31 protein-coding genes are annotated in these 26,979 nt (G+C 72.4%); 13 read left to right on the top strand and 18 right to left on the bottom strand.

Translation table 11 applies throughout. The features are described from left to right. Window positions 1–278: 278 nt before the first annotated feature. The 3 genes from ACIBAD_RS06140 to ACIBAD_RS06150 all read left to right on the top strand — a co-directional run bounded on the left by ACIBAD_RS06140 (window position 279) and on the right by ACIBAD_RS06150 (window position 3,756). Window positions 279–2,531 carry a DEAD/DEAH box helicase gene (locus ACIBAD_RS06140; protein WP_398904883.1) on the top strand — a complete coding sequence of 751 codons (2,253 nt, stop codon included), beginning with the start codon at window positions 279–281 and terminating at the stop codon, window positions 2,529–2,531. Window positions 2,532–2,649: 118 nt separating this feature from the next. After that, window positions 2,650–3,507, top strand: a complete 858-nt coding sequence (locus tag ACIBAD_RS06145; RefSeq protein ID WP_134071462.1) for an alpha/beta hydrolase — start codon at window positions 2,650–2,652, stop codon at window positions 3,505–3,507. A 96-nt stretch (window positions 3,508–3,603) separates the two neighbouring features. Beyond that, window positions 3,604–3,756: a hypothetical protein gene (locus tag ACIBAD_RS06150; protein WP_166663124.1), complete on the top strand. Its 153-nt coding sequence runs from the start codon at window positions 3,604–3,606 to the stop codon at window positions 3,754–3,756. Window positions 3,757–3,845: 89 nt separating this feature from the next. Here ACIBAD_RS06150 and ACIBAD_RS06155 read toward each other — a convergent pair whose 3' ends face one another. The 4 genes from ACIBAD_RS06155 to ACIBAD_RS06170 all read right to left on the bottom strand — a co-directional run bounded on the left by ACIBAD_RS06155 (window position 3,846) and on the right by ACIBAD_RS06170 (window position 6,818). Beyond that, window positions 3,846–4,451 (bottom strand): MarC family protein, encoded by a 606-nt coding sequence (locus tag ACIBAD_RS06155; protein ID WP_398904886.1) that lies wholly within the window; start codon window positions 4,449–4,451, stop codon window positions 3,846–3,848. A gap of 80 nt (window positions 4,452–4,531) precedes the next feature. Then, the gene (locus tag ACIBAD_RS06160; protein WP_398904888.1) at window positions 4,532–5,398 is read right to left on the bottom strand and encodes a PHP domain-containing protein; all 867 of its coding nucleotides are present in this window, start codon (window positions 5,396–5,398) and stop codon (window positions 4,532–4,534) included. Window positions 5,399–5,516: 118 nt separating this feature from the next. Beyond that, a complete protein-coding gene (locus ACIBAD_RS06165) occupies window positions 5,517–6,158 on the bottom strand; it encodes a DUF6758 family protein (protein ID WP_134071468.1) in 642 nt (213 codons plus the stop codon). Between the two features lie 75 nt (window positions 6,159–6,233). Next, complete coding sequence (locus ACIBAD_RS06170; RefSeq protein WP_134071470.1) at window positions 6,234–6,818, bottom strand: suppressor of fused domain protein; 585 nt, start codon at window positions 6,816–6,818, stop codon at window positions 6,234–6,236. 394 nt (window positions 6,819–7,212) lie between these two features. Between ACIBAD_RS06170 and ACIBAD_RS06175 the strand changes: the two genes are divergently transcribed. Further along, entirely contained in the window at window positions 7,213–8,328 is a 1,116-nt protein-coding gene (locus tag ACIBAD_RS06175; protein WP_134071472.1) for a magnesium and cobalt transport protein CorA, read from the top strand. 32 nt (window positions 8,329–8,360) lie between these two features. After that, the gene (locus ACIBAD_RS06180) at window positions 8,361–8,873 is read left to right on the top strand and encodes a hypothetical protein (protein WP_053691726.1); all 513 of its coding nucleotides are present in this window, start codon (window positions 8,361–8,363) and stop codon (window positions 8,871–8,873) included. Between the two features lie 24 nt (window positions 8,874–8,897). Here the strand turns inward: ACIBAD_RS06180 and ACIBAD_RS06185 are convergent, their stop codons facing one another. Further along, the gene (locus tag ACIBAD_RS06185; protein WP_134071474.1) at window positions 8,898–9,683 is read right to left on the bottom strand and encodes a hypothetical protein; all 786 of its coding nucleotides are present in this window, start codon (window positions 9,681–9,683) and stop codon (window positions 8,898–8,900) included. Window positions 9,684–9,863: 180 nt separating this feature from the next. On the opposite strand from ACIBAD_RS06185, the gene ACIBAD_RS06190 reads away from it, so the two are divergent. From ACIBAD_RS06190 to ACIBAD_RS06200, 3 genes are all read left to right on the top strand, one after another. After that, window positions 9,864–11,135 (top strand): magnesium transporter MgtE N-terminal domain-containing protein, encoded by a 1,272-nt coding sequence (locus ACIBAD_RS06190; protein ID WP_053691727.1) that lies wholly within the window; start codon window positions 9,864–9,866, stop codon window positions 11,133–11,135. Between the two features lie 133 nt (window positions 11,136–11,268). Beyond that, window positions 11,269–11,820 carry a DUF1003 domain-containing protein gene (locus tag ACIBAD_RS06195; RefSeq protein WP_134074414.1) on the top strand — a complete coding sequence of 184 codons (552 nt, stop codon included), beginning with the start codon at window positions 11,269–11,271 and terminating at the stop codon, window positions 11,818–11,820. 87 nt (window positions 11,821–11,907) lie between these two features. Then, a complete protein-coding gene (locus ACIBAD_RS06200) occupies window positions 11,908–13,023 on the top strand; it encodes an Mrp/NBP35 family ATP-binding protein (protein ID WP_134074413.1) in 1,116 nt (371 codons plus the stop codon). A 52-nt stretch (window positions 13,024–13,075) separates the two neighbouring features. Here the strand turns inward: ACIBAD_RS06200 and ACIBAD_RS06205 are convergent, their stop codons facing one another. From ACIBAD_RS06205 to sigE, 6 genes are all read right to left on the bottom strand, one after another. After that, the gene (locus ACIBAD_RS06205) at window positions 13,076–13,834 is read right to left on the bottom strand and encodes a hypothetical protein (RefSeq protein WP_398904892.1); all 759 of its coding nucleotides are present in this window, start codon (window positions 13,832–13,834) and stop codon (window positions 13,076–13,078) included. A 151-nt stretch (window positions 13,835–13,985) separates the two neighbouring features. Continuing rightward, on the bottom strand, window positions 13,986–14,432 hold the full coding sequence (locus ACIBAD_RS06210; protein ID WP_398904894.1) for a sec-independent translocase: 447 nt from the start codon (window positions 14,430–14,432) through the stop codon (window positions 13,986–13,988). Window positions 14,433–14,538: 106 nt separating this feature from the next. Continuing rightward, window positions 14,539–14,697 (bottom strand): PDZ domain-containing protein, encoded by a 159-nt coding sequence (locus tag ACIBAD_RS06215; RefSeq protein ID WP_398904896.1) that lies wholly within the window; start codon window positions 14,695–14,697, stop codon window positions 14,539–14,541. Beyond that, window positions 14,694–15,833 (bottom strand): S1C family serine protease, encoded by a 1,140-nt coding sequence (locus tag ACIBAD_RS06220; protein ID WP_398904898.1) that lies wholly within the window; start codon window positions 15,831–15,833, stop codon window positions 14,694–14,696. Before ACIBAD_RS06220 ends, ACIBAD_RS06215 begins: the two co-directional genes overlap by 4 nt. A 103-nt stretch (window positions 15,834–15,936) precedes the next feature. Continuing rightward, window positions 15,937–16,560 (bottom strand): zf-HC2 domain-containing protein, encoded by a 624-nt coding sequence (locus ACIBAD_RS06225; protein ID WP_398904900.1) that lies wholly within the window; start codon window positions 16,558–16,560, stop codon window positions 15,937–15,939. Then, on the bottom strand, window positions 16,557–17,336 hold the full coding sequence (gene sigE, locus ACIBAD_RS06230; RefSeq protein ID WP_208328988.1) for an RNA polymerase sigma factor SigE: 780 nt from the start codon (window positions 17,334–17,336) through the stop codon (window positions 16,557–16,559). The genes ACIBAD_RS06225 and sigE overlap by 4 nt, the downstream gene beginning before the upstream one ends. 216 nt (window positions 17,337–17,552) lie before the next feature. Here sigE and ACIBAD_RS06235 point away from each other — a divergent pair, with 216 nt between their 5' ends. After that, window positions 17,553–18,215 (top strand): O-methyltransferase, encoded by a 663-nt coding sequence (locus ACIBAD_RS06235; RefSeq protein ID WP_030153432.1) that lies wholly within the window; start codon window positions 17,553–17,555, stop codon window positions 18,213–18,215. Window positions 18,216–18,373: 158 nt separating this feature from the next. Here ACIBAD_RS06235 and ACIBAD_RS06240 read toward each other — a convergent pair whose 3' ends face one another. Continuing rightward, window positions 18,374–18,541 (bottom strand): DUF3117 domain-containing protein, encoded by a 168-nt coding sequence (locus tag ACIBAD_RS06240; RefSeq protein ID WP_003966491.1) that lies wholly within the window; start codon window positions 18,539–18,541, stop codon window positions 18,374–18,376. A 333-nt stretch (window positions 18,542–18,874) separates the two neighbouring features. Between ACIBAD_RS06240 and ACIBAD_RS06245 the strand changes: the two genes are divergently transcribed. Then, window positions 18,875–19,678: an enoyl-CoA hydratase-related protein gene (locus tag ACIBAD_RS06245; protein ID WP_134071486.1), complete on the top strand. Its 804-nt coding sequence runs from the start codon at window positions 18,875–18,877 to the stop codon at window positions 19,676–19,678. Between the two features lie 91 nt (window positions 19,679–19,769). Here ACIBAD_RS06245 and ACIBAD_RS06250 read toward each other — a convergent pair whose 3' ends face one another. Both ACIBAD_RS06250 and ACIBAD_RS06255 read right to left on the bottom strand, forming a co-directional pair. Then, window positions 19,770–20,345, bottom strand: a complete 576-nt coding sequence (locus ACIBAD_RS06250) for a DNA-3-methyladenine glycosylase I (protein WP_053691733.1) — start codon at window positions 20,343–20,345, stop codon at window positions 19,770–19,772. Further along, window positions 20,342–20,701 (bottom strand): DivIVA domain-containing protein, encoded by a 360-nt coding sequence (locus tag ACIBAD_RS06255; protein WP_134071488.1) that lies wholly within the window; start codon window positions 20,699–20,701, stop codon window positions 20,342–20,344. The genes ACIBAD_RS06250 and ACIBAD_RS06255 overlap by 4 nt, the downstream gene beginning before the upstream one ends. Before the next feature lie 88 nt (window positions 20,702–20,789). On the opposite strand from ACIBAD_RS06255, the gene folP reads away from it, so the two are divergent. After that, complete coding sequence (gene folP / locus ACIBAD_RS06260; RefSeq protein ID WP_134071490.1) at window positions 20,790–21,650, top strand: dihydropteroate synthase; 861 nt, start codon at window positions 20,790–20,792, stop codon at window positions 21,648–21,650. A 19-nt stretch (window positions 21,651–21,669) separates the two neighbouring features. On the opposite strand, the gene ACIBAD_RS06265 is transcribed toward folP, so the two are convergent. Together ACIBAD_RS06265 and dapE are read right to left on the bottom strand one after the other, a co-directional pair. Further along, window positions 21,670–22,437, bottom strand: a complete 768-nt coding sequence (locus tag ACIBAD_RS06265; RefSeq protein WP_134071492.1) for a TIGR00730 family Rossman fold protein — start codon at window positions 22,435–22,437, stop codon at window positions 21,670–21,672. A gap of 64 nt (window positions 22,438–22,501) precedes the next feature. After that, window positions 22,502–23,581, bottom strand: a complete 1,080-nt coding sequence (dapE, locus tag ACIBAD_RS06270; protein ID WP_134071494.1) for a succinyl-diaminopimelate desuccinylase — start codon at window positions 23,579–23,581, stop codon at window positions 22,502–22,504. 149 nt (window positions 23,582–23,730) lie between these two features. Between dapE and ACIBAD_RS06275 the strand changes: the two genes are divergently transcribed. Beyond that, window positions 23,731–24,633, top strand: a complete 903-nt coding sequence (locus ACIBAD_RS06275; protein ID WP_398904905.1) for a hypothetical protein — start codon at window positions 23,731–23,733, stop codon at window positions 24,631–24,633. A 236-nt stretch (window positions 24,634–24,869) separates the two neighbouring features. Next, complete coding sequence (locus ACIBAD_RS06280; RefSeq protein ID WP_134071498.1) at window positions 24,870–25,322, top strand: ATP-binding protein; 453 nt, start codon at window positions 24,870–24,872, stop codon at window positions 25,320–25,322. Window positions 25,323–25,433: 111 nt separating this feature from the next. Here the strand turns inward: ACIBAD_RS06280 and dapC are convergent, their stop codons facing one another. Next, on the bottom strand, window positions 25,434–26,528 hold the full coding sequence (gene dapC / locus ACIBAD_RS06285) for a succinyldiaminopimelate transaminase (RefSeq protein WP_134071500.1): 1,095 nt from the start codon (window positions 26,526–26,528) through the stop codon (window positions 25,434–25,436). A 117-nt stretch (window positions 26,529–26,645) separates the two neighbouring features. Further along, on the bottom strand, window positions 26,646–26,975 hold the full coding sequence (gene fdxA / locus ACIBAD_RS06290; protein WP_030868357.1) for a ferredoxin: 330 nt from the start codon (window positions 26,973–26,975) through the stop codon (window positions 26,646–26,648). Window positions 26,976–26,979: the final 4 nt, after the last annotated feature.

Consider the following 26,979-nt stretch of genomic DNA (forward strand, 5'->3'; position numbering starts at 1 on the left):
CGCTCAAGGCACCGCATCGGGTCACTACTGGTCTGCCTAAACGCGACTACCAGGTGAATTCACCCGACACACCTGCGCGATTCCGGGGTACAGTGGTAATGCGCCTGCCGGATACTCGGCGGGCCATCCGAATGAGGATGCCCGGTCGGTGGCCCGATCGGCTCCACCCGACCGCCCTCGGCGTGATGCGTACGTCCATGCGTACGACCTCTCCACGAGGGGCCCCCTCAGCGGCACAAGCGCTTGAGCGAAGGCCAGTGGTCCCGCGCAGCTTCGTAATGGCTCTCCCGATTCCCGGGAGGGCGCAGTACTGCAAGCCCGGCACGGTACGACCCCCCTCGCCGCCTCGCGCCGCGTCTCACAGAAGAGGCAGCACCCTGACTACGTTCCGAGACCTCGGGATCTTTCCCGAGACGGCCGAAGCCCTTGAGGCCGTCGGCATTGTGTCCCCCTTCCCGATCCAGGAGATGACCCTCCCCGTCGCCCTTTCCGGCACGGACGTCATCGGCCAGGCCAAGACCGGAACCGGCAAGACGCTCGGTTTCGGCCTTCCGCTGCTGGAGCGGGTCGTCGTCCCCGCGGACGTCGAGGCCGGCCGGGCGACGCCCGAGCAGCTGACCGACGCCCCGCAGGCCCTCGTCGTCGTCCCGACGCGCGAGCTGTGCACCCAGGTCACCAACGACCTGCTGACCGCGGGCAAGGTCCGCAACGTCCGCGTCCTCGCCATATACGGCGGCCGCGCGTACGAGCCGCAGGTCGAGGCGCTCAAGAAGGGCGTCGACGTGATCGTCGGCACCCCGGGCCGCCTGCTCGACCTGGCCGGCCAGCGCAAGCTCGACCTGTCGCACGTCAAGGCCCTCGTCCTGGACGAGGCCGACGAGATGCTCGACCTGGGCTTCCTGCCCGACGTCGAGAAGATCATCAACTACCTGCCGGCCAAGCGCCAGACGATGCTGTTCTCGGCGACCATGCCGGGCGCGGTCATCGGCCTGGCCCGCCGGTACATGACGCAGCCGACGCACATCCGCGCCACCTCGCCCGAGGGCGAGGGCGTGACCGTCGCCAACATCAAGCAGCACGTCTTCCGTGCGCACAACATGGACAAGCCGGAGCTCGTCTCCCGCATCCTGCAGGCCGAGGGCCGCGGGCTCGCCATGATCTTCTGCCGCACCAAGCGCACGGCGGCCGACATCGCCGAGCAGCTGGAGAAGCGCGGCTTCGCGTCCGGCGCCGTCCACGGCGACCTGGGCCAGGGCGCGCGCGAGCAGGCCCTGCGCGCGTTCCGCAACGGCAAGGTCGACGTGCTGGTGTGCACCGACGTCGCCGCGCGCGGCATCGACGTCGAGGGCGTCACCCACGTCATCAACTACCAGACGCCCGAGGACGAGAAGACCTTCCTGCACCGCGTGGGCCGCACCGGCCGCGCGGGCAACAAGGGCATCGCCGTCACGCTGGTCGACTGGGACGACATCCCGCGCTGGCAGCTGATCAACAAGGCGCTGGAGCTGGACTTCCACGACCCGGTCGAGACGTACTCCACGTCCCCGCACCTGTTCGAGGAAATGAACATCCCGGCGGGCACGAAGGGCATCCTGCCGCGCGCCGAGCGCACGCGGGCCGGCCTGAAGGCCGAGGACCTGGAAGACCTGGGCGAGACCGGCGGCCGCGGTGGCCGTGGCGGTCGCGGTGACCGCGGTGACCGCGGTCCTGCCGCCGCCGCACCGGTCGAGGAGCGCGAGGCCCGTACGCGCACCCCGCGCCAGCGCCGCCGTACGCGGGGCGGTGCCGATCTCGGCGCCGAGACCGCTGCCGTGACGCCGGTGGCGGAGGCCCCCGAGGCTCCGGCCGGCGACGAGGCGCGCAAGCCGCGCCGCCGCCGGACCCGGTCGGTGACCACGGCCGCTGCGGCTGCCGCCGCCGTGGCCGAGGCGGCCCCGGTCGCTCCGGTCGTCGAGGCCGCCCCCGCCGCCGCGGTCGCGGTCGCGGAGGCTCCGGCCCAGGAGGCCCCGGTCAAGGCCCGCCGGACCCGGACCCGCAAGGTCGCGGAGGCTCCGGTCTTCGCGGAGCCCGAGTTCCTGCAGGCCCCGCCGGCCGAGCCGGTCAAGGCCGAGCCGGTCCGGGCCCGCCGGGTCCCCACCCAGAAGCCCGTCCTCGCCCAGGTGACCCCGATCGCCGAGGCTCCGGCCGCGGAGACGGTGGTCGAGGCCCGCCGGACCCGGACCCGCAAGGTCGTCGACGCGGCCCCGGAGCCGGACTTCCAGGTGGCCCCTCCCGTGGAGCCCCCGGTCAAGGCCCGCCGCAGCGCCCCGACCACCCGGACCCGCAAGGCCGCGCAGGCCGCTCCGGTCGCCGAGGCCGTCGCGGTGGCCGAGGAGGCCGCGGCCAAGCCGAAGCGCACCCGGACCCGCAAGGCCGCCGCTGCCGTCGTCGAGGCCCCGGCCGCGCCGGTGGCCGAGGAGGCCCCCGCGAAGCCGAAGCGCACGCGGACCCGCAAGGCCGTCGCTCCCGTCGCGGAGACCGCGGAGGCCTGATCCCCGCTGCGCCGTCCGGTGGCCCGGTCCCCTTCCGAGGGGGCCGGGCCACCGGCGTGTCCGGGCCGTACACACCGCCCCTACGCGCCGGTAACCTCAGCCCGGTAGCCTCTGGCGCATGAGCAAGCCGCCCCGCCTCACTCTGCCCGCCGGTGCCCGTGCGCACCTCCTGTCCACCGCCCGCGGAGACTTCGCCGTGCACGAGGCCGGCGAGCCGGTCCGCGGCACCGCCCTGCTGCTTCCCGGGTTCACGGGCAGCAAGGAGGACTTCATCGGCCTCCTGGAGCCGCTGGCCGCCGCCGGGTACCGGGTGGTCGCGGTCGACGGGCGGGGACAGCACGAGAGCCCCGGCCCGCGCGAGGAGTCGGCGTACGCGCTGGAGGAGCTGGCACAGGACGTCCTCGCCCAGGCCGCCGCCGTGGACGGGGGTCCGGTCCACCTGGTCGGCCACTCGCTGGGCGGGCTGATCGCGCGGGCCGCGGTACTGCGCGACGCCGCGCCCTTCGCCTCCCTCACGCTGATGAGCAGCGGGCCGGCCGCGATCGCCGAGGACCAGCAGGAGCGTACGAAGCTGCTGGTCGCCGCGTTGGAGGCGATGCGCGAGGACATGCCGGGCGTCTGGACGGCGATGCGGTCCTTCGACCCGGAGGACGCGGTGCCCGACTCCCCCGAGCTGGCGGAGTTCCTGCGCGGGCGGTGGCTGGCCACCGTGCCCGAGCAGCTGATCGCCACAGGCCGGATCCTGGTCTCCGAACCGGACCGGGTGGACGGGCTGAGCGCCGTGGAGCTGCCGAAGCTGGTGCTGTCCGGCGAGGTGGACTACGCGTGGCCGGTCCCGCTGATGGACGAGATGACACGGCGACTGGGTGCGGCCCGGGTGGTCGTGGCGGGTGCCGAACACTCCCCGAATGCAGAGAATCCGCAGGTCACGGCCGGTGCACTGGCCTCGTTCTGGGACGCCCACCCGCACGGTTAGTTAGCGAGTGAAAAAATTTCTTTAGCGTAGGGAATGTTTGCCTCTTACACTTCGTTGGAACAGTGCAAGGAGAACACTGACGAAGGGAGAAGCCCCATGCGCTTCGAGATTCTGCGCCTGGACGATGTCGACGGATCCGCCGTGGACAGCACCGTCGTGGACGCGGCCTCCGTCAACCGGATCGTGCAGCAGGCGGCCGCCGTAGGCCAGCGCATTCTGATCCGACCGGCCGAGAGTGCGTCCTCCTGACACTCGCGCACCATCCGCACAAAGACGTCGACGCCCCCGCACCGATCCGGTGCGGGGGCGTTCGCGTGCGCGGGGGCGGGCGGCAGTGCTCAGGCCGTGTGGATGACCTGGAGCACGCCGTTGATGATCTGCTGGACGGCGATCGCGGAGAGCATCATGCCGGCGAGCCGCGTCACGAGGACGACGCCACCGTCCTTGATGACCCGGATGATCACGAGCGAGTAGCGCATCGTGATCCACAGGACGATGTGCATGGCGATGATCGCGGACCAGACCGAGATCTGGCCGGTGACCCCGTCCGCCTTCTGCACGGCGAGGATGACGGACACGATCGCACCGGGGCCGGCGAGCAGTGGCATGCCGAGCGGGACGAGCGCGACGTTTACGTCCTTGGTCTGCTTGGGCTCGTCGGTCTTGCCGGTGAGCAGGTCGAGCGCGATGAGCAGGAGGAGCAGACCGCCCGCGATCATCAGCGCGGGGACGGAGACGTGCAGGTAGTCCAGGATCTGCTGGCCGCAGATGCCGAAGACGGCGATGACGCCGAAGGCCACGCAGACGGCCTGCCAGGCCATGCGCCGCTGCACCTTGGCAGGGCGGCCCGAGGTCAGGGCGAGGAAGATCGGCGTGATCCCCGGGGGGTCCATAATCACAAAAAGCGTGAGAAATAGGGATCCGAAGACGGCGAAGTCAAACACAGTGATGCCTTGCAGGAGAGAGGGGTGTTTCGAAGGAAGGAAAGGGGACGCAGCGGCGCGCCGGCGCGCCGCTCGGCGCGTTACGCGCCGGTCGCTCCGCCGGCGCCCGGAACGGGGAAGGCCCCCGTCGCGCGGCGCGTGATCTCGCCGTAGATCTCGGGGTCGGTCGTGTACTCCCCGAGGCGGCACGTCTTGCGGCTGCCGTGGTAGTCGCTGGACCCGGTCGCGAGGAGTCCGAGCTCGCCGGCCAGGGCGCGCAGCCTCCCGCGCGTGTCGGTGTCGTGGTCCATGTGGTCCACTTCGATCCCGTCCAGGCCCGCGGAGGCGAGCTCGGCTATCGCGGACTCGGGGACGCACCGGCCGCGCTTGACCGCGGCGGGGTGGGCGAAGACGGTGACCCCGCCGGCCGCCTTGACCAGGCGGATGGCGTCGAAGGGGTCGAGCTCGTGCTTCTCGGCGTGCGCGCGGCCGCCGTCGGCGATCCAGTCCTTCGTGAACGCGTCGGACACGGTGGGGACGACGCCGAGTTCGACGAGCGCGGTGGCGATGTGCGGCCGCCCGACGGAGCCTTCCCCGGCGATCCGGGCCACCTGCTCCCAGGTGACGTCGACGCCGAGCTCGCGGAGCTTGCCGATCATCGCGTGGGCGCGCGGGGTGCGGTCGTCGCGGACGAGCTCCCGCTCGCGGGCGAGCTCGGGTTCCTGGGGATCGAAGAGGTACGCGAGGAGGTGCATGCCGATGCCGTCGAGGCGGCAGGAGAGCTCCATGCCGGTGACGAGGGTGAGCCCGCTCGGCAGTGCGGCGATGGCTTCGGCGTATCCCCCGACCGTGTCGTGGTCGGTCAGCGCGACCACGTCGAGCCCGGCGGCGGCCGCGTTGCGGACCAGCTCTGCGGGGGTGTCGGTCCCGTCCGAGGCCGTGGAGTGGGCGTGCAGATCGATGCGCACGGCCGGTGCTCCAGGGGTCTCGCGGGTACGGGGGGACACCCCAGGATAACGCCCGCCCGCCGCCCGGGCGCCAGGCCACTCGCCGCCCGGCCCCGGAGCCGCCCCCGGGAGGTGTCCGCTACGGACCCAGGACGCGCGGGCTCAGCGCACCGCACGGCAGGAGTTCGACCTCGGAGCCCGCGTCCCGCAGGTCCGTCAGCACCAGTTCGTCGTACATCAGCAGACCCGACTGCTCCGGCCAGACGACGGCCCACAGCCACAGCCCGCGCGCCTCGCCGGCGAACACGGCCCGGTCGTCCGGGGCTCCCTTCACGTGCCACAGCGGAGTCGGGCGGCCCGCCGCCACGACCTTGGCGTGCGGCGGGGTCGAGACGTCCATGTACGTGCCGGGGTCGGGTCCGTCGATCCCCGCGTACCGCGCGCCGAGGCCGACCCCCAACTCCTCCGCGACCAGCAGCAGCTCGCCGATCCCGCCGAGCGGTCCGGGACCCGAGCAGGCAACCGCCGTCGCCCGGCCCCCGCTGCGGTCGTCACCGGCCGCCGCCACACCGGTGAACAGCCACCCCACCGGCAGCGGCCACGGCATCCACACCGGCACCTTCGCCCGGTTCACCACCACGCCCAGGCCTTCGACGCTGGGCGGGATGACGGGCTGCAGTGGGTGCACCGCGCCATGCACCGCACACTGCCACGAATCGGAGAAGAGGCCGGGCGCCTTGACCCGGCCTCCGCACTTCGGGCAACTTGGTTCGCCCCTCATAAGAAGCCACGCTCCTCCCCGCCCGGCGCCCCGTCAAGACGGGATCACCCGTCCGGATGTCCCGTTCCGGACGTCTCAGTCCAGCGGCACCGCGGTACGGAGAGGATCCCGCAGATCCGTGCCGTGCGACAGCCAGCGCTCCTGCAGGGCCGCCGCGCCGTGCACCCGCTTCCACGCCGCCTCGTTCGCCGTCATCGGCAGGAGCGGGAGGAAGTGCACCGGATCCATGGGCTCGTCGAGTTCCAGGTCCTCGACCAGCCCGCCGGCCTCCGCGACGAGGACGGAGGTGAACGGCGCCCCGTCCCACAGCGGCGCGCCCACGTCGAGCGAGGCGCCGGGGGCCACGACCAGCCCCTCCACCTGCGGCGCGGCCCCCAGCACCGCGAGCGGCCGCAGCAGCTCGTCGGTGGGCGCGAGTCCCGCCCGTACGGTCAGTACGAGCTCGGCGCGCGGCCCGCGCAGCGGGTCGGCGACCACGGCGGTCGGGTCGGTCATCGGATGCGCGGACATGCCGAGGGTCGCGTACCGCACGAGGTCCCCCTCGGCGAAGCGCAGCACTTCGATGCGGTCGGTGCCGAGGAAGGTGACGGCGGCGCGGGCGTCGGGTTCGCCGAGCGCGCTGCGCAGCCGGGCTTCGACGAGAGCCAGAATTTGTGCCATGAAGCGAGCATAGAACTCGTATGAGGCGGGTAAAGGGCGGGTCTTGACCATCCGTCGGCTGATAATGTTGACCGCTGGTCGGGGCCACACTCTTGAAGAGCTGTTTCGGGGCAGCCGACGACAGGACGTCCTCCACGGAGGACCGGCCGGAGGAGGTGGGGCTGCAATGGATCGAAGTCGATCGTGCAGTACCAACCGCTCTTCCACTTCCTGTACGGGCACCACGGGCGCGTTCCCGCCCGTTTGATCATCTGATCAGTAGAAGAGCGACGGCGGAACTCTGTCCTCCCGTCCTGTTCCTTCCGCCCCGGGCCTGCCGCCTGCCGCGGCCGTGCCATCCGGAAGGGACCTCCCACCCGTACGGTCCGCAGCCGTGCGTGCGAAGGAGCCTGCCATGTCGATGCTGCCCTACCTGCGTGCCGCCGTTCGTCCGGCCCTGCGCCGGTCAACCCCGTCCCAGCCCGGCTACGACACCACCCGCGACCCGTCCGCGAGCAGCGCGGTCGTCGACTGCGCCGTGTACCGCGACGGCCGACGCGCCCTGGGATCGGTCTGCCTGACCCCGCGTGAGGCGATGGCCCGCGTCCGCGAGAGCGGCGGCTTCGCCTGGATCGGCCTGCACGAGCCGACCGAGGCCGAGTTCGCTGGGATCGCCGCCACCTTCGGCCTGCACCCGCTCGCCGTGGAGGACGCGGTGCACGCGCACCAGCGGCCGAAGCTGGAGCGCTACGACGACACGCTCTTCACCGTCTTCAAGACGATCCACTACGTGGAGCACGCCGAACTGACCGCCACCAGCGAGGTGGTGGAGACCGGCGAGGTGATGTGCTTCACCGGCCCCGACTTCGTCATCACGGTCCGGCACGGCGGCCAGGGCTCCCTGCGGTCCCTGCGCCACCGCCTCCAGGAGGACCCCGAGCTGCTCGCCAAGGGCCCCTCGGCCGTCCTGCACTCCATCGCCGACCACGTCGTCGACGGGTACATCGCGGTCGCGGCGGCCGTCCAGGACGACATCGACGAGGTGGAGAGCGCGGTGTTCGCCGCGCCCGCCAAGGGCAGTGCGCGCGGCGGCGACGCGGGCCGCATCTACCAGCTCAAGCGCGAGGTGCTGGAGTTCAAGCGGGCCGTCTCCCCGCTGCTGCGGCCGATGGAGCTGCTGAGCGAGCGTCCGATGCGGCTGGTGGACCCGGACATCCAGAAGTACTTCCGCGACGTCGCCGACCACCTGGCGCGCGTGCACGAGCAGGTCATCGGCTTCGACGAGCTGCTGAACTCGATCCTCCAGGCCAACCTCGCGCAGGCGACCGTCGCGCAGAACGAGGACATGCGCAAGATCACCTCGTGGGCGGCGATCATCGCCGTTCCGACGATGATCTGCGGGGTCTACGGGATGAACTTCGAGCACATGCCCGAGCTCCAGTGGAAGTACGGCTACCCGATGGTGATGGCCACCATCGTCGGCATCTGCTTCACCATCCACCGCGCGCTGCGCCGCCACGGCTGGCTCTAGCGACCCGCCGGCCACCGCCTACTCTGTTGCGCATGACTCTCAGCGCGCTCGACCTGGCCCTCGTCGAGGAGGCCACCAAGAAGTCCGGCCTGATCTGGGTCCGCGGCTCCGGGGCCGACCGGGCCCTGTGGCACGCCTGGGTGGACGGCGCTGCCCACGTGCTGGGCGACGGGCCCGGGGAGCAGCCGTTCCCGGGGCTCGCGGACGGCGGGGCCGCCGAGGTGACCGTGCGCAGCAAGGACAAGGGCGGCCGGCTGGTCGCCTGGACGGCGGCCGTACGGGAGCTCCCGCCCCGCAGCGAGCAGTGGCAGGCCGCCGTCGCCGAGCTGAAGGGGAAGCGGCTGAACGCGCCCGACTCCGAGCAGATGACCGAGCGGTGGGCGCGCGAGTGCCGGCTGCTGCGGCTGGAGCCGGTGGCGGCGAGCACGGACCTGCCCGGCGGATCGCTGGCGGCGACCCCGCTGGGCTCGCCGGCGGTCACCCGCCGGCCCGTCCCGGCCGGGCTGCCGAAGCTGCTGCTCAAGCGGAAGAAGGCGGCCCGCTAGCGGGCCGCCGGTCCTTCCGCACCGCTACTTGGTCGGGTTGGAGCCCTTGCCCGGGCTCGGCGACGGGGCGGCGCCCCCGCCCTGCTCCTTGGTCGTCGGCATCTGGGTGCCGTAGTCGACGGTCTGGTCCTGCGCGGGCGCCTCCAGCGGGAAGGTCTTGCCCCACTCCGCGAGGTCGACCTGCCCGGCCCCGCCGGCCCGCTCCAGGCGCAGCGGGTAGGGGGTCCCCTCCAGGGAGACCGACAGCTTGCCGCCCTTGCCCTTGTCCGCGGTGACCAGGACCGCGCGGGTGGGCCCCACCTTGGTGTAGTCCTCCCCCTTGGCGAGCTTTCCGTCGAGTCCGAGCAGTCCGTCGAGCAGCACGTGCATGTCGGTGAACCCGCGGAACTGCTTGTACGCGGGGTCTCCCTCGGGCACCTTCACGTACTTGTCGCCGAGCTTGCCGGCCGAGTCGGACTTCCCCCAGAAGGCGGCGCTGGCCTTCAGGTAGAGCTGCTCGCCCACGCGCAGCACCTGGAAGGTGTCCTCCTGCGACTTGACCTCGCCGGACCCGCCGTCCTTGCCCAGCCGCATGTCGAGCGTGAAGGACTTGCCGCCGCTGACGAGCGTGCCGGACAGGTGGACCGAGGCGGCGGCGCCGGCCGCGGCCTTCGCCTTGTCCTCGATCTGGTCGGCGGAGAGCTTGCCGACCCCGTTGGTGCCCTCGTCCGGGTCCGCGCCGCAGCCCGTGCCGACGACGGCCAGGCCCGCGAACAGGACACCGACGAAGGCCGCCCGGCGCAGCCGAACGGCGGGGAGGTAGGCGGTCACGGGCAGGTGCCTCTCGTCGTGCGTCGTGGAGCAGCAGGCAGCGTACCCGCCCGTGGCCACCGCACCGGGCGGGTGGTCCGCCTACCCACGGGCGGACCGCCCCACCAGGACGCTCTCCCGCGGCACGGGCTAGCCTGAGGGGCGGCAGGACTGAGGATCGACGCTCTAGGAGGCGCTCGCATGGCTGGTGGCGCCCCGCGGATCTTCGTCTCGCATCTGTCGGGTGTGCCCGTCTTCGACCCCAACGGCGACCAGGTCGGCCGCGTCCGCGACCTCGTCGCGATGCTGCGCGTCGGCGGACGTCCGCCGCGCCTGCTGGGCCTGGTGGTCGAGGTCGTCAGCCGGCGCCGGATCTTCCTCCCGATGACCCGGGTGACGGGAGTGGAGTCCGGACAGGTCATCACCACCGGTGTCGTCAACATGCGCCGCTTCGAGCAGCGGCCCACCGAGCGCCTGGTCCTCGGCGAACTGCTGGACCGCCGGGTGACGCTGGGGGCCACCGGCGAGGAGGTCACCGTCCTCGACGTGGCCATCCAGCAGCTGCCGGCCCGCCGGGACTGGGAGATCGACAAGATCTTCGTGCGCAAGGGCAAGAGCGGCGCGCTGCGCCGGCGCGGCGAGACCCTGACCGTGGAGTGGTCGGCGGTGACCGGCTTCTCGCTGGAGGAGGAGGGCCAGGGCGCCGAGAACCTGGTGGCCACCTTCGAGCAGATGCGCCCGGCCGACGTGGCGAACGTCCTGCACCACCTGACGCCCAAGCGCCGCGCCGAGGTGGCCAGCGCCCTCGACGACGACCGGCTCGCGGACGTCATGGAGGAGCTGCCCGAGGACGAGCAGGTGGAGATCCTCGGCAAGCTGAAGGAGGAGCGCGCCGCCGACGTCCTGGAGGCGATGGACCCGGACGACGCGGCCGACCTGCTCTCGGAGCTCCCGGAGGACGACAAGGAGCGGCTGCTGACGCTGATGCAGCCGGACGACGCGGCCGACGTGCGACGCCTGCTGTCGTACGAGGAGAACACCGCGGGCGGTCTGATGACGACGGAGCCGATCGTGCTGCGGCCCGACGCGACGGTCGCGGACGCGCTGGCCCGGGTGAGGCAGGCGGACCTGTCGCCCGCGCTGGCCGCGCAGGTGTACGTGTGCCGGCCGCCGGACGAGACGCCCACGGGCAAGTACCTGGGCACGGTGCACTTCCAGCGGCTGCTGCGGGACCCGCCGTTCACGCTGGTGAGCTCGATCGTGGACACGGACCTGCCGCCGCTGCGTCCGGACGCCTCGCTGCCCCAGGTGACGACCCATCTCGCCGCGTACAACATGGTGGCGGTGCCGGTGGTGGACGAGAGCGGCTCGCTGCTGGGCGCGGTGACCGTGGACGACGTGCTGGACCACCTGCTGCCGGACGACTGGCGGGAGACGGACTTCCACTCCGAGGAGGTCTCCAGTGGGCAGTGAACGACGCGGTGAGCCGTCGCGCGAACGGCGCCGTGAGCAGATCCGCGTGCGGCGCGAACTGGCGCGCGAGCACGCCCGGGAGTACGCGCGCGAGCAGGGGCTCACGGGCCGGGAGGAGGAGTCCGCCGAGCGGATGCGCTCCAAGGCGGCCGCTTCCGCGACCGGGTCGACCGCGCTGACCCGCTCGCCGCGGGTGCGCCTGGACCAGCCCCGGTCGGACCGGCGGCGGGTGCTTCCGGTGTACGACCCGGAGGCGTTCGGGCGGCTGTCGGAGCGGGTGGCGCGCTTCCTCGGCACGGGCCGGTTCATCGTCTACATGACGCTGGTCATCATCGTCTGGGTGCTGTGGAACATCTTCGCGCCCACGCACCTGCGGTTCGACGAGTACCCGTTCATCTTCCTGACGCTGATGCTGTCGCTGCAGGCCTCGTACGCGGCTCCGCTGATCCTGCTCGCGCAGAACCGGCAGGACGACCGCGACCGGGTCAACCTGGAGCAGGACCGCAAGCAGAACGAACGCTCCATCGCCGACACCGAGTACCTGACCCGGGAGATCGCGGCGCTGCGCATGGGCCTGGGCGAGGTCGCGACCCGCGACTGGATCCGGTCGGAGTTCCAGGACCTGATCAAGGAGATGGACGAGCGGCGCCTATTCCCGGCGGAGAGTGACGAAGGCGACCGCTAGCGGCCTTTCCCGAGGCAGGCTACCGAGCCGTACCATCGGGTCATGGCTACCGACACAAGCTCCGCCGCCGTGCCTGAGCAGGACGCGATCCTCGATGCGCTGGCGACGGTGAACGACCCCGAGATCCACCGGCCGATCACCGAGCTCGGCATGGTCAAATCGGTGGAGATCGGCGACGGCGGCGAGGTCGCGGTCACGGTCTACCTCACGGTGTCGGGCTGCCCCATGCGCGAGACGATCACCAAGAACGTCACCGAGGCCGTCGAGCGGGTCGCGGGCGTCACCTCGGTCGCGGTCACGCTGGACGTGATGAGCGACGAGCAGCGCAAGGACCTGGCGGCGACGCTGCGCGGCGGCACCGCCGAGCGCGAGGTCCCGTTCGCCAAGCCGGGCTCGCTGACCCGCGTCTACGCGGTGGCGTCCGGCAAGGGCGGCGTCGGCAAGTCGTCGGTGACGGTGAACCTGGCGGCGGCGATGGCCGCGGACGGGCTGAAGGTCGGCGTCGTCGACGCGGACATCTACGGCCACAGCGTGCCGCGCATGCTGGGCGTGGAGGGCCGCCCGACCCAGGTCGAGAACATGATCATGCCGCCGTCGGCGAACGGCGTGAAGGTCATCTCCATCGGCATGTTCACGCCGGGCAACGCGCCGGTGGTGTGGCGCGGCCCGATGCTCCACCGGGCGCTCCAGCAGTTCCTGGCGGACGTGTTCTGGGGCGACCTGGACGTGCTGCTGCTGGACCTTCCGCCGGGTACGGGCGACATCGCGATCTCGGTGGCGCAGCTGGTGCCGAACGCGGAGATCCTGGTCGTGACCACCCCGCAGCAGGCTGCGGCCGAGGTCGCGGAGCGGGCCGGCTCGATCGCGGTGCAGACGCACCAGAAGATCGTCGGCGTCGTCGAGAACATGTCCGGGCTGCCGTGCCCGCACTGCGACGAGATGGTCGACGTGTTCGGCTCGGGCGGTGGCCAGAAGGTCGCCGACGGCCTGACGAAGACGGTCGGCGCGACGGTGCCGGTGCTCGGCTCCATCCCGATCGACGTACGGCTGCGCGAGGGCGGCGACGAGGGCAAGCCGGTCGTCCTGTCGGACCCGGACTCCCCGGCCGGCGCGGCGCTGCGCGCCATCGCGGGCAAGCTCGGCGGCCGCTCCCGCGGCCTGGCCGGCATGTCCCTGGGCATCACCCCGCGCAACAAGTTCTGAGCGTGGGCGAGGAGGGCACCGCCGGCCGGCGGTGCCCTTTCCCGTACCCGGGCTACTCGTACGACGCGATGTCGCCGATCACCGAGAAGCCGAGTCCGTACGCGCTCATCCCGCGCCCGTACGCACCCACGTGCACGCCGGCCGCCGTCGACCCGGCCAGGACCCAGCCGAACTCCGACTCGCGGTAGTGGAACGGCGTCGGCTCCCCGTCGACCGGGAGGGACAGCGTCGACCAGTCCGGCCCCGCGAGGTCGTCGGCGAGCTCCCAGGCGGCCTCGGTCTGCTGGTCGAGCCAGTCGTCGCGCAGGGTGTGGTCCATCTGGCCCGGCCAGCTGTACGCCAGCAGCCCCGAGCCGGCCAGCCAGGCCGCCGAGGAGACCGAGGTGGCCTCCAGGACGCCCGTGCCGTCGCTGCTGCGGCGCAGCGGGTTGCTCGCGACGGTGACGACCACCGCGAAGCGCTCCTTCTCCCCGGTCGCGAGCTCTCCGCGCGCGGAGGGCTCGTCGCCATGGCCGGTGGAACCGTGCTCGACGGTGCCGTCGGCCCCGGTGCCCACCTGCATGAGCCAGCGGGGGCCCGTGAAGGCCCCGTCCAGCCCGTACCAGGGGAAATCGGCCCGTAGGTACCCCTCCAGCGTCCGGCGGGCCGCCGGGACGGGCGCGGCGGCCTCCTGGGGCTCCGCCGGCGCGGGCTGCGACTGCGCGGCCGGTGCGGCTGGTGCAGTGGGTGCGGCTGGTGCAGTGGGTGCGGCAGCGGGAGCGGGCGCCTCGGCGGGCTGCACCCCTACCCGGCTACTGCTCGTCGTCTCCATCGATGCGGCCTCTCGTTCCGTGGGGTCCGGAACGCGCCCTCCCCCACGTGTCGTCGGGGGGACCCCCACCCTGGGGCGTCCTGGGTCCGGACTCATGGAGGATAGCCACCGGACCCCGAATCGCCCGGAAGGCTCGAAACCAGGGGGTGTCTCAGGTGGCGTCGGCGTCGTACGGGGTGCGCAGCTCGGCGGCCGGGGCGGCGGGCTTCTTCAGCAGGTCCGGGCCGGTGGCCGCGGCCGCGGCGGAGGTGCCCGCGGCGGCCCGGGCGGGGTCCGCCTCGCGACTGTTCACGGCGTCGGTGACGTCGTTGAGCTCCTTGCGGAGATCGAAGGTGCTGCGGATCTCCTTCAGGTCCTCGTTCTCGCTCAACTGCTTGCGCAGGAACGTCTTCGGGTTCAGGTCCTCGAACTCGAAGTCCTTGAACTCGGGACCGAGTTCGGACCGGATGTCCTGCTTCGCGCTGTCGGAGAACGCGCGGATCTTCCGGATGACCCCGCTGACGTCCTGGATCACCTTGGGGAGCTTGTCCGGACCGAAGATGAGGATGGCGAGCACCACGATCGTGACCAGTTCGAGTGCGCCTATGTCGTTGAACACCTTGCCGCTCCTCGGCTCTTTTCACTTCGGGCCACGACACACGGTACCCGGCCTCGTCGGCGGGCCCGTACATCGGTGCGGCATCGGCCCGGGATTCACCGGCTGGTCATGATCCGTTCGCCGAACCGAGGACCAGTTCCAGGGTGCGCTCCCGGCCGTCGCGCAGGACCGTCAGGGCGAGGGGGTCGCCGGGGCGGTGGGCGCGGATCTTGATGACGAGCTCGTCGCCGCCGTGCACCCGTACGCCGTCCACCTTGGTGATCACATCGCCGCCCTGGATCCCGGCCCGGGCCCCGGGGCCGTCGGGGGTGACGGCGGGCTTGCCGCCCTCGCCCTTGGTGCCGACGCGGGCCCCGTCGCCCGTGTACTCCATGTCGAGGTGACGCCGATGACGGGGTGGGTGGCGCGGCCGGTGCGGATCAGCTCCTCTGCGACGCGCTTGCCCTGGTTCACCGGGATGGCGAAGCCGAGCCCGATGCTGCCGCTCTGCTTGTCGGAGTCGCCCTTGTCGGCTCCCCGGATGGCGCTGTTGATGCCGATCACGCGGGCCTTGGCGTCGAGGAGCGGGCCGCCGGAGTTGCCGGGGTTGATCGGGGCGTCGGTCTGGAGGGCGTCCACGTAGCTGATGTCGCTGCCGTCCCCCTTGTCGCCGCCGGCGGTGATGGGCCGGCCGGTGGCGCTGATGATGCCGGCGGTGACGGTGTTGGAGAGGTCGAAGGGCGCGCCGATGGCCACGACCGGGTCCCCGACCTTCACGTTCTCGGAGTTCCCGAGGGAGAGCGGCTGCAGGCCCCGTACGCCGTCGACCTTGACCACGGCCAGGTCGTAGCCGCTGTCGCGGCCGACCAGCGCGGCGGTGACGCTCTCGCCGGTGCTGAAGGTGACCGTTATGTCCTTGGCGTCGGAGACGACGTGGTTGTTGGTCAGGATGTGCCCCTGCCCGTCGAGGACGAACCCGGTTCCGGTACCGCTGCCGGTGCTGCCGCGTACGTGGAGGGTGACGACGCCGGGCAGCGCGGTGGCGGCGATCCCGGCCACGCTCTCGGGGGCGCGGCCCTTGTTCTCGACGGCGGCCTGGGGCAGTTCGAGGCGCGTGCTGCTCTGCCGCTCGGCGAGCACGCCGAGCCACCCGCCGACGCCCCCGGCGAGCAGGGCGATGCCGAGCCCGAGCGCGAGGACGTGCCGCATCCGTACCAGGTGGCCGCCGCCGGTCGCCCTGCCCTGGTCCACCACCTGCAGCGGCTGCTCGGCCCAGGGGTCGTACCGCGGCCCCGGCGCGGCCCCGGAGGCCTGTGGCGCGTGTTCGGCCGCGGGGTCAGAAGCCGCCTCCGCCTCCGCTTGCGGGGCGGCGGGGCGGCTCCACCACGTCGGGGCCGTGTCGGACTGCTGCTGGTCGGCCATGGGCGCTCCCCGGAGTACCTGTAGCACCGCCGGGCGGCGCATCTGCCGCAGATTCAACCAGGTCCTGCGCCCACCGGGGGCTCCGCCCCCGGCCCCCGGCACCTCAGCGGGTCAGCGAGACCGGTCGGGGAGAGAGGGAGGGGTGTACCGGGGGGAGGGGAGCCGTGGAGCGCGGGCCCGCCACGAAGCCGGGGCCGGGAGCGCGGTCGCGGACCACCGCGTCCGTCACCGACACCGCCGGGCCCGGACGGGAAGCCGGGGCCTCGCCCCGTACGGTCGGATCCAGCGAGTCGGCCGGCAGCGAGCCGCCCAGCGCGATCGCGGCCAGCGAGACCGCCCCGGCCGCCACGAACGCGAAGCGGCGGCGTGGCCGCCCGACCTCGTGGATGCGGAAGCCCTGCTGCGGCGCGGGCGGAGCCACGTACCCGAAGAGATCCGCGCCGGGCGGACCCAGCGGACCGGAAGGGGGACCGGACGGCCCGTCGGGACCGCCGCCGGGCAGCCCCTGCAACCGGGCCAACAGCCCGGCCGACAGCGGCGGTGGCGCGCTCTCGACGAACAGGCTCTTCAGGCGGCGCTGCGCATCGGCCTCGGCCTTGCACTTGGCACACGTGGCGAGGTGGGCCAGGACCCGCTCGCGCGCGTCATGGCTCAGTTCCCCGTCGACCAGAGCGGCCAGCCGGTCACCCAGGTGCTGTTCGGCGGGAGAGGGACTGACTCCGCTCACTCGGTTCCGCCCTCTCCCCCGGCGCCCGGCGCGCCCACCGCCGCGCCCGCCAGCGCCCGCTGCTCGGCCCGGGCCTCGGGGGACCGGTGCTTGAGCGCCTTGCGCAAGTGCGACCGGCCCCGGTGGATACGGCTGCGCACGGTGCCGAGCTTCACGCCCAGCGTCGCGGCGATCTCCTCGTACGACAGGCCCTCGATGTCGCACAGCACGACGGCCGCGCGGAACTCGGGCGCAAGGGTGTCCAGCGCCTGCTGCACGTCCGCGTCGAAGTGGGTGTCGTGCAGGACCTGCTGCGGGGACGGCTCGCGGCTCGGCAGCCGCTCGGCGGCGTCGTCGGCGAGCGCGTCGAAGCGGATCCGCTGCTTGCGGCGGACCATGTCGAGGAAGAGGTTGGTGGTGATGCGGTGCAGCCAGCCCTCGAAGGTGCCCGGCGTGTACGTGGACAGCGAGCGGAAGACGCGGACGAAGACCTCCTGCGTCAGGTCCTCGGCGTCGTGCTGGTTGCCCGTCAGGCGGTAGGCAAGGCGGTAGACCCGCGCACTGTGCGTGCTGACGATCTCCTCCCATGAAGGAGGGGTCCACGCCTGGGTGCCCGCATCGGCGGCAAAGGTCGCGGTGGTTGCGGTGGCAGCGGTGTGGAAGCGGTCAGCAATGTTGGTCACGGATTTCGGCTCACCCGCCGACCAGAAGAGGCGTCTCAATACGCCCCCACGATCCACAGGCGCAGCCGCACCTCCCCTATCGGCTCTGGTGGTGTCCAGCGGAGTCCCTACCATAGCCACCCCTCCCGTCAGCTCCGGATAAGTGTTTTTGCAGTAACTTTGCACGCGCCTGCGACCGGCCGGGCCGTCGATCTGCCCGCTGCCGCCCCATCTATCCCGGCCGGACCCGGCCCATACGCCCCTTTTCCCCTCGCTGGTTCAATCCGCCGCTGTTTTCTCCAACGCCCGGTCCCATCTGCGGGTTCCCGACGTCAGCGGATACAGTCACCGTTGCGCCAACTATGGGGACAGGAGAGGGTCATTACCGGCAACCGGCAGACGAGCTGGGCGTTCGCCGACGCGTTTGTCGCCGAGGACGACGCTCTGCGGTGGGCCCGCGACCGGGCCAGGGAAGCGGGCCTGCGCTCCGTCTCCCCGGGCACCGGGGCCGCGCTGCGCCTGCTCGCCGCCACCGCGGACGCCAAGGCGGTGGCCGAGATCGGCACCGGCACCGGCGTCTCCGGCATCCACCTCCTCCACGGGATGCGCCCCGACGGGGTGCTGACCACCGTGGATCCCGAGGCGGACCGGCAGGCCTTCGCCCGCCAGGCCTTCCGCGCCGCCGGCTTCGCGGGCAACCGCGCCCGCTTCATCCCCGGCCGCGCACTCGACGTACTCCCCCGGCTCGCCGACGGCGGCTACGACCTCGTCTTCTGCGACGGGGACCCCTCCGAGTCCCTCGACTACCTCGCCGAATCGTTGCGTCTGCTGCGCCCCGGCGGGCTGGTGTGCTTCGAGGGGGTCTTCTCGGACGGCCGCACCGTCGACGGGGCCGCCCAGCAGACCGAGGTGCTGCGCGTACGGGAGCTGCTGCGCAGCGTCCGCGAGAGCCCGGCGCTGGAGGCGGCCCTGCTCCCGGTGGGCGACGGCCTGCTGTGCGCGGTCCGGCGCTGAGCGACCGTACGCCCCGGCGGGACCCGGCTCGGCCCGGGGCAGGAGCAGCGGCGAGCGGCCCCGGGGCGATCTCCCCGGACATGACACAACGCCGCCCCGACCGCGGGAAGCGGCCGGGGCGGCGCAGAGAATACTGGTGCTGCGGTGCTGCCGACGGGTTAGCCGACGACCTTCTTCAGGGCGTCACCCAGGGCGTCCGCTTCGTCCGGAGTCAGCTCGACGACGAGCCGACCGCCGCCCTCGAGCGGTACGCGCATGACGATGCCCCGCCCCTCCTTGGTGACCTCGAGCGGGCCGTCGCCCGTCCGCGGCTTCATGGCCGCCATGCTCGTTCCCCTTCCTGAAACCAGCTCATCGTCAGCCGACGGCCCCATTCAGGCGCCTGGAACCCGGCATCGAACACATTGCTTCTTGGCCATTATCCCGCATGTCAGGACCCGATGACCAACATCGGCAGGGAACGCTTGCGCAACGCGCTCGGCCAAAACCACTCATTTCGGGGACGTGCCTGCGATACTTCGCCGTCGCACCCGGCGTCCGTCCTCCGCTTTCTTTGACGCACATCACATGCCCCGGAGCGGTCCGGTCCGCCATGCTGGCCCTTGCACCGGCCGGTACCGGCCGGTAGCCAAGCCCGCGACGAAGGGGGACCCCCTGCCATGGCCGACAGCGTGCTCTACGAAGTGACCGACGGACTCGCGAAGATCACGATCAACCGTCCCGACGCCATGAACGCGATGAACACCGAGGCCAAGGTCGCGCTGCGCGACGCGGCCTTGGCGGCGGCCGCCGATCCGGCCGTCCGTGCGGTGCTGCTGACGGCGGCCGGCAACCGGGCCTTCTGCGTCGGCCAGGACCTCAAGGAGCACATCGGGAACCTGGCGGCGGACCGCGAGACCGGTTCCTCGCTGACCATGAACACGGTCGCGGAGCACTACAACCCGATCGTGCGCGCCCTGACCGAGATGCCCAAGCCGGTGGTCGCGGGCGTCAACGGCGTGGCGGCCGGAGCGGGCTTCGGCTTCGCACTGGCGGCGGATTTCCGGGTCGTCGCCGACACGGCCTCCTTCAACACCTCCTTCGCGGGGGTGGCGCTGACCGCCGACTCGGGCGTCTCCTGGACCCTCCCCCGCCTGATCGGCGCCTCCCGCGCCAGCGACCTGCTGCTCTTCCCCCGCTCGGTGAAGGCGCAGGAGGCGTACGAGCTCGGCATCGTGAACCGCCTGGTCCCCTCGGACTCCCTGCACGCGGAGGCCGAGGCAGTGGCCCGCACCCTGGCGGCCGGCCCGACGGTGGCCTACGCGGCCCTCAAGGAGTCCCTCGCCTACGGGGCCTCCCGCTCGCTGGCGGAGGCGCTGGCCCACGAGGACACCCTGCAGACCCGTGCGGGCGCCTCCGAGGACCACTCGATCGCCGTCCAGGCCTTCCTCGCGAAGCAGCCGCCGAAGTACCTGGGCCGCTGAACCCGGGCCACCGGACCCGGGCCGCCGGGTCCGCCGCCGGGTCCGCCGGGTCCGCCGCCCCGATGCCGCCTGCCCCCGGCCTTCCCCCGCCTCAGGCGGGGGTGCGGGCGGCGCAGGCGGCCAGGTGGTCGTTGACCAGCCCGCAGGCCTGCATCAGCGCATAGGCGGTCGTGGGCCCGACGAACCGGATCCCCGCCTTCTTCAGCGCCTTGGACAGGGCCGTGGACTCGGGCGTCACCGCCGGCACCTCGGAGATCGTCGCCGGGGCCGGGCGGCCCGGCTCCGGCGCGTGCGACCAGATCAGCGCGTCCAGTTCGCCCGGCTCCCACTCGGCCAGCACCTTCGCGTTGGCGAGCGTGGCCTCGATCTTGGCCCGGTTGCGGATGATCCCCTCGTCGGCGAGCAGCCGCTCCGCGTCCGCCGGCCCGAAGGCGGCGACGTCGGCGATCACGAACCCCGAGAAGGCCGTACGGAAGCCCTCCCTGCGCCGCAGGATCGTCAGCCAGGACAGCCCCGACTGGAACGCCTCCAGGCACAGCCGCTCGTACAGGGCGTCGTCCCCGTGCACCGCGCGCCCCCACTCCGTGTCGTGGTACGCGATGTAGTCCTCGGTGGCCAGTGCCCAGGGGCAGCGCAGGCCGCCGTCCGGACCCGCGACCGCCGTCACTTCCCCTCCTGGCGGGCGTCCTTGTGCAGGTCCACCGCGCTGCCCGGCGCCTGCGCGCCGCCGCGGCCCTGCACGGCCGCGGCCGTCAGCTCCGCGATCCGCGCGTCCCGCTCGGCGAGCTCCGCCGCGAGCCGCTCCAGTACGTCGTCCACCTCGGCCATCCGGTACCCGCGCGGCGCGACCGGCAGGCGCAGGGCGTCGATGTCGGCCCGTACGACCGGGCGGCTCTCCGGCAGCGCGTCGGCCACCCGGTCCGGCTCCGCCTCCGGCAGCACGGCCTCGGAACCACCGCCCACCACGGCCAGGGTGACCGCCGCGACGACCACGACCAGCGCGATCAGCAAGAACCAGAACACGAGCAACTCCCTGAGAGACATCGGGCCACCGGCCACCAGGTTAAGGTCGCAGCGAGGCGCGAGGGCCGCCGGAGGAGGAAAGAACGGGATGCTGCGACTGGGCAGGCGCGAGTTCGACACCCACGAGCCGGTGATCATGGCCATCGTGAACCGGACTCCGGACTCCTTCTACGACCAGGGTGCGACGTTCCGCGACGAGCCCGCGCTGGACCGAGTCGAGCAGGCGGTCGCCGAGGGCGCCGCGATCATCGACATCGGCGGGGTCAAGGCGGGTCCCGGCGAGCACGTGGACGCGGCCGAGGAGGCCCGGCGCACGGTCGGTTTCGTGGCCGAGGTGCGGCGCCGCCACCCGGACGTGGTGATCAGCGTCGACACCTGGCGGCACGAGGTCGGCGAGGCCGTCTGCGAGGCCGGGGCCGACGTCCTGAACGACGCCTGGGGCGGGGTGGACCCGAGGCTGGCCGAGGTCGCGGCCCGCCACGGCGTCGGCCTGGTCTGCACCCACGCGGGCGGGGTGGAGCCGCGCACCCGGCCGCACCGGATCGCGTACGAGGACGTGGTGGAGGACATCCTGCGGGTCACGGTCGGGCTCGCGGAGCGCGCGGCGGCGCTCGGCGTCCGGCGCGATGCGATCATGATCGACCCGGGCCACGACTTCGGGAAGAACACCCGCCACTCGCTGGAGGCCACGCGCCGGCTGGGCGAGATGGCGGACACCGGCTGGCCGGTGCTGGTCTCCCTGTCCAACAAGGACTTCGTCGGCGAGACCCTCGACAAGCCGGTCAAGGAGCGCCTGCTGGGCACCCTGGCCACGACGGCCGTCTCGGCCTGGCTCGGCGCGCAGGTCTACCGGGTCCACGAGGTCGCGGAGACCAAGCAGATCCTGGACATGGTGGCCTCGATCCAGGGCCACCGGCCCCCGGCGGTCGCCCGCCGGGGACTCGCGTAGCGGCGGCGCGGCGCCGCGGCTACTTGCCGACTTCCTTGGTCACCAGCGCGATCGCCTCGTCCACGTCGTCCGTGACGTGGAAGAGGTAGAGGTCGCGCTCCGAGGCCTTGCCCTGCGCGATCACCGTGTTCTTCAGCCAGTCGACCAGGCCCGACCAGTACTCCGACCCGAACAGCACGATCGGGAACCGGGTGATCTTCTGGGTCTGGACCAGGGTCAGGGCCTCGAACAGCTCGTCCAGCGTGCCGAGTCCGCCCGGCAGGACCACGAAGCCCTGGCTGTACTTCACGAACATCGTCTTGCGGACGAAGAAGTACCGGAAGTTCAGCCCGAGGTCCACGTGCTGGTTGAGCCCCTGCTCGAAGGGCAGCTCGATGCCCAGGCCCACGGAGATCCCGTTGGCCTCCCGGGCGCCCTTGTTGGCCGCCTCCATCGCGCCCGGGCCGCCGCCCGTGATCACCGCGAAGCCCGCCTCGACGAGCGCGCTGCCGATCCGCACGCCCGCCTCGTACTCCGGCGAGCCGGCGGGCGTACGGGCGGAGCCGAACACGCTGATCGCCGGCGGCAGCTCCGCCAGCGTGCCGAAGCCCTCGATGAACTCCGACTGGATGCGCAGGACCCGCCAGGGATCGGTGTGCACCCACTCGGAAGGCCCGGCGGAATCCAGCAGCCGCTGGTCCGTCGTACTGCCCGCCTGCACCTGGCTCCGCCTGCGCAGCACCGGCCCGAGCTGCTGCTCCTCGGGCCGACGACGAGCGTCCCCGTCGGAAGTGCGGTGGTTGCCCATGATGTGCTCCCTCCTGCTGATCGTTGGATCAGATTAGGCGCACAAAGGTGACGAGAAGCGGAATTCAGGAGGTCAGCCAGGCGCGGAGTCGTTCCTCGCAGTGCAGGATCGCCTTCGTCTCCACGCGCTCGTCGACCTTGTGGGCCAGCAGGGCGTCGCCCGGGCCGTAGTTGACCGCCGGAACGCCGAGGGCGCTGAAGCGGGAGACGTCCGTCCAGCCGAACTTCGGCATGGCGCGGCCGCCGACCGCCTCCATGAACGCCGCCGCGGCGGGGTGGGAGAGGCCGGGGAGGGCGCCGCCCGAGAAGTCGTCGATCACGAACTCGTCGACGCCGCAGTCCGCGAAGACCTCGCGGACGTGGGCGATCGCCTCGTCCATGCTGCGGTCCGGGGCGAAGCGGAAGTTGACCGTCACCGTGCAGGCGTCGGGGATGACGTTGTTGGCGACGCCGCCCTCGACGCGGACCGCGTTCAGGCCCTCGTGGTACTCCAGGCCGTCGATCACCGGCTTGCGGGGCTCGTACGCCGCGAGTTTGGCGAGAATCGGGGCCGCCGCGTGGATGGCGTTGGAGCCCATCCAGCTGCGCGCGGAGTGGGCGCGCTCGCCGGAGGTGCGGAGCAGGACGCGCAGGGTGCCCTGGCAGCCTCCCTCCACCTCGGCGTTCGACGGCTCCAGCAGGACCGCGAAGTCCCCGGTCAGCCAGTCGGGGTGGGCCTCGGCGACCTTGCCCAGGCCGTTGAGGTCGGCGGCGACCTCCTCCTGGTCGTAGAAGACGAAGGTGAGGTCGCGGTTGGGCTCGGGCACGGTCGCGGCGATGCGCAGCTGTACGGCGACGCCGGATTTCATGTCGGTCGTTCCGCAGCCCCACAGGACGTCGTTCTCGTCCAGGCGGGACGGGACGTTGTCGGCGATCGGCACGGTGTCGAGGTGGCCGGCGAGGACGACGCGCTCGGCCCTGCCGAGGTTCGTACGGGCCACGACGTTGTTGCCGTACCGGTCGACCGTGAGGTGCGGCAGGGCGCGCAACGCGCGCTCCACCAGGTCGGCGAGGACCTTTTCGTCGCCGCTCACGGACGGGATGTCGACGAGCCGGGCGGTCAGCTCGGCGGCGTCCAGGGTGAGGTCCAGCTCGGATTCGGACATGGCTCTGACCCTAATGCCCCGGACTGCGGCGAAGCTCTCACGTCCGGCCGGTGGACGCGTCGCATGGCTCAAGTACGGTGGGCGCCGTGACCCGGAACGATCCCCCCCGTCCTCGTCGCCGACGCCGGCCGCTGCTCACGTGTGCCGGTGTGTTGGTGCTGCTCGCGCTGATCGGCTACTTCGCCGTGCAGTACGACACCACGAACGGCGGTGGCGGCGCGCCGCACTGCACGGCGAGCGTGCGGACGAGTCCGACCGGCGTCGACATGACTCCGGAACAGGCGGGCAACGCCGCGACCATAGCCGCGGTCGGCGTGGCCAAGGGCCTGCCGGACCGGGCCCTGACCATCGCGCTGGCGACCGCGATGCAGGAGTCGGGGCTGCGCAACCTCCCCCACGGCGACCGGGATTCGCTGGGCCTGTTCCAGCAGCGGAGCTCGATGGGCTGGGGCACCGAGCAGCAGATCATGGACCCGGTGTACTCGGCCGGGAAGTTCTACGACCACCTCGTCGAGATCAAGGGGTACGCGCAGCTCCCGCTGACGGAGGCCGCGCAGGAGGTGCAGCGCAGCGGCTACCCCGAGGCGTACGCGAAGCACGAGGCGGACGCGGTCGTGGTGGCGGCGGCCTTCGCCGGGGACGGCGAGCTGACCTGCGGCGGGCCGGCGCCGACCGCGCCGGGCGACCCGGAGAAGGTGCGCACGGAGCTCACCCGCATCTTCGCCAAGGCCAAGATGCACACCGCTCCGGCGGAGCCGCGCCGTACGCAGGACGCGGCCGGGAAGGTCAAGGAGGCCGAGGTGACCTTCGTCGAGAAGAAGGACGGCGGGGCCTCGGCGGCGCGCGGCAGCAAGGTGATGGCGGGCTGGGCGGTGGCCAACTCGCGCGGGATGGGAGTCGTCCGGGTCTCGTACGGCCCGGCGAGCTGGGTGGCGGGCCAGGCGAAGGGGGCGTGGCAGCAGCTGGGGCCCGCCGGCCCGCAGGGCAAGTCCGGGGCCGTCGACCCCCACCGCGCGCAGGAGGGCTCGGTACGGATCTTCGTGGCCCAGTGACACGCGTCGCCGCCGTGGGCTCGCCCGTACGAGGCGTCCCCCGTGCGGGGGTGACCCGGCGGCGGCCCGAGCCGCCTCCGAAAGGACGGAACCGCTGGTCGGCGTGCATCCGATGGGCTTTTCGCGCAGGCCGATTAAACGATGCGTTACTGATCCTTTACCCGGCGCCTCGCAACTCCACCCGCCCCCCGAGCGGTTGTACACGGCGTACTCAGCCGCTACCGCTTAGGAGCATCATGTCCCTCCCCCTGACCCGCCGGATCGCCCGTACCGCGCTGCTGCTCGCAGCCGGGGCAGCTCCCGTGGTCGGTGCGGCCGGCGCGGCCAGCGCCGCGGGCCTGGAGTCCGTGCCGCAGCTGGGCGCGCTCACCAGCCCGGACGCCTCGGACGCCACCGGCGCTGCGGGCGCCGTGGTCGGCACCGGTGAGGCCGCTGCCACCAGCGCGACGGACACCGCCGCCAAGGCCGTACCGGGCGCCCCCGCCGGGGTCACCGACGCCGCGACCGGCCTGCTCGGCGGGCTGCCGGCCAAGGGCCTGCCGACCGAGGCGCTGCCCACCGGCGCCCTGCCCACCGACGCGCTCTCCACCGGCGCGCTGCCGACCGGCGCCGTCCCGACCAGCGGCCTGACCGGCGCGCTCCCCACCCAGGGGCTGCCGCTGGGCGGCGGCCTGCCGCTGGGCGGCTGATCCGCCGCACGCAGGAACACCGAGGGGCCGGGAGCGCGAACTCCCGGCCCCTCGGGCCGTCTGCGGACCGCAGCCGCGCCGACGCCGGGTCGGGCGAGGCGCGACGCCGGGTCAGGCGAGGCGCTTGACGGCCGCTTCGACGCGCTCGTCCGTCGCCGTGAGGGCGACGCGGACGAACTCCGCGCCCGCCGCACCGTAGAAGTCGCCCGGGGCGACCAGGATGCCCAGCTCGGCGAGGTGGGCGACCGTCTCCCAGCAGGGCTCGTCGCGGGTCACCCACAGATACAGGCTGGCCTCGCTGTGCTCGACCCGGAAGCCGTGCGCCTCCAGGGCGGCCCGCAGGGCCCCGCGCCGGGCCGCGTAGCGCCCGCGCTGCTCCGCGACGTGCGCGTCGTCGCCGAGCGCGGCGACCGTGGCCGCCTGCACCGGCGCCGGGGTCATCATGCCGCCGTGCTTGCGGATCTCCAGCAGCTCGCCGAGCACCTCTGCGTCACCGGCGATGAACGCGGCCCGGTAGCCGGCCAGGTTGGAGCGCTTCGAGAGCGAGTGGACCGCGACGATGCCCTCGTACGAGCCGCCGCAGACGTCGTCGTGCAGGACGGAGACGGGCTCGGCCTCCCATCCCAGCTCCAGGTAGCACTCGTCGCTGAAGAGCAGGATCCCGTGCTCGCGCGCCCAGGCCACGATCCGGACCAGGTCTTCCTTCGGGATGACCTTTCCGGTGGGGTTGGACGGGGAGTTGAGCCACAGCAGCTTCACGCCGGCCGGGTCGAGGTCCATCGGGTCGTCGTAGACGACCGCCTCCGCGCCGCACAGCCGGGCGCCGACCTCGTACGTGGGGTACGCGAGCCGGGGGTACGCCACCTTGTCCCCGGCGCCCAGCCCCAGCTGGGTCGGCAGCCAGGCCACCAGTTCCTTGGAGCCGACGACCGGCAGGACGTTGCGGTGTCCGGCGGCGCTCGCGCCGAGGCGGCCCCTGAGCCAGCCGGTGATCGCGTCGCGCAGCGCTGCGGTGCCCCACACCGTGGGGTAGCCCGGGGAGTCGGCGGCCGCGACGAGGGCGTCCTGGACCAGCTGCGGGACCGGGTCCACGGGCGTGCCGACGGACAGGTCGACGAGGCCGTCCGGGTGGGCCGCCGCGGCCTTCTTGTACGGCTCCAGCTTGTCCCAGGGGAAGGCGGGAAGACGTGCGGATACTGCGGCCACGGTGTTCTCTGCTCTCTACTGGTGCTGGACGTAGCGGCTGTGCGGGCAAACGGCTCGGTCCCGCGCGGCACGGGGCCGTACGGGACCGAGGGGCGGTTCTGGTGGTACCGACCGTCGTCAGTGACTCGGGTTGATGTCCGCCGGAAGCGCCGCGATGAAGGGGTGATCACGCTCGATCAGGCCCAGCTTGGAGGCACCACCGGGGGAACCGAGCTCGTCGAAGAACTCGACGTTCGCCTTGTAGTAGTCCTTCCACTCTTCCGGAGTGTCGTCCTCGTAGAAGATGGCCTCGACCGGGCAGACCGGCTCACACGCACCACAGTCGACGCACTCGTCGGGGTGGATGTACAAGGACCGCTGGCCCTCGTAGATGCAGTCGACGGGGCACTCTTCGATGCATGCCTTGTCCTTGACGTCGACACAAGGCTCCGCGATGACGTAGGTCACGCTC

This window comes from Streptomyces sp. NPDC051109 (genome assembly GCF_044455885.1).
Classification (GTDB): domain Bacteria; phylum Actinomycetota; class Actinomycetes; order Streptomycetales; family Streptomycetaceae; genus Streptomyces.